This is a genomic window from Stenotrophomonas sp. P5_B8 (assembly GCF_054049855.1).
The window spans coordinates 1-1,397 of record NZ_JBFULO010000665.1 but is presented as its reverse complement, the minus strand read 5'-3'; the positions used below and the strand labels follow the sequence as shown (position 1 = coordinate 1,397).

Genomic DNA, 1,397 nt, shown 5'->3' with positions numbered 1-1,397 from the left:
TGCCGGTGCTGGTGATCGACGACAACCGCGAACACGTGGCCGAAGCGCACGCGGCCGGGCTGCCCGGCATCCGCGGCAGCGCGGCCTCGGACAAGGTGCTGGCCGAGGCCCATCCCGAGCGCGCCAAGATCGCCGTACTGGCGATCCCGCAGCCGCTGGAAGCTGGTGAGACCCTGGCCAAGCTGCGCGCGTTGAACCCGGGCCTGACCCTGCTGGCCCGCGCGCACAGCGATGCCGAAGTGAAGCACCTGCTCGAGCATGGCGCCGACGGCACGGTCATGGCCGAGCGCGAGCTGGCCTATTCGCTGGCCGAGATGGTGATGGCGACCCCGCCGTACCGCACCTTGGGCAAGCACAGCATCCCGGTGGTGTAGCGGCGCGGATCGCGTGTCCGCGTCGCGTTCGGGCACCGCGCGCAGCCACCCATGGGGTGGCTCTACCTCTGGCGCGCCGATGCGCCACATACCGCCGCACCGATGCGCCACGTATCACCACGTCAACACACCCCCGGTAGAGCCACCCCATGGGTGGCTGCTGTTCATTCCAGCCGCGCGTACCGGCCGTGTGTCCGGTCAGCGCACCGGCACGCAGATGTCCGCCCGCAGGATCGCCTCGGGCACGTCTTCGGGATCGTCCAGGTAGTGGTAGTACAGCGGCGCGTCGCGCAGTGCGTGCCCGCTGTCGGGCAGCCACTGGCGCAGCAGTGCGTCGGTGGCCGCGTCCAATCCGGCGTAGCTGCCCACATGGCGCAGCACGGCATACTCGCCACCGCCCAGGGTCAGCGCACGCAATGGCGCGGGGATGCCGTCAAAGGCGCGGCCAAAGCCCATGCCGCACTCGAACTCGCACGCGTCGGCCGGGACATCGCGATGGTCGTTCAGCGCGATGCCCACCAGCGCCTGCAAGTGGTCGGCCAGGCCCTGTTCCGCAGCCCAGGCATACACCTGCCCGAACGCCTGGTCGAGGTCGTCGAAGGCGCCGCGCGTGCGCAACACCACCACGTCGAACGGCTCCAGCGCAGTCACCTGCACCTGCAGCGGGGTCATGTCGTCGTTGCCGTCACCGGCCGGCAGCGCAAGTCGTTGCTGCCAGTGCGCGCGCAGCGCCGCATCCTCGCGCAGGGCGCTGGGCGTGGCGTCCACGGCCTGCCGGCAGGCGCGGGCCAACGCCTGCGGGCTTTCAAAACCCACCTCCAGCGCTACCTCGGTCACCCGGCTGTCGGCGCGGGCCAGCAACTGCAGCGCGCGCAGCGGGCGAAGGCGGGCCACGGTGCGCCCCGGCGTTTCGCCGGTCAGCGCGCGGTACAGGCGATGGAAATGGAACGGCGACCGGTGCGCGATGGCCGCCAGCGCATCCAGATCGGGCAAGGGCTCGCCGCTCCGCAGGCACTGCTGCAG

Annotated in this window: 2 protein-coding genes; one reads left to right on the top strand and one right to left on the bottom strand. The window is 71.2% G+C overall.

Annotated features, from left to right (window positions below; translation table 11 throughout):
- Positions 1–374: NAD-binding protein (locus ACXJKH_RS20495; protein WP_457322129.1), on the top strand; the 374-nt coding region annotated here is incomplete at its 5' end.
- A 198-nt stretch (positions 375–572) separates the two neighbouring features.
- Here the strand turns inward: ACXJKH_RS20495 and ACXJKH_RS20490 are convergent.
- A partial coding sequence (locus ACXJKH_RS20490) for an AraC family transcriptional regulator (protein WP_457322127.1) occupies positions 573–1,397 on the bottom strand: 825 nt, incomplete at its 5' end.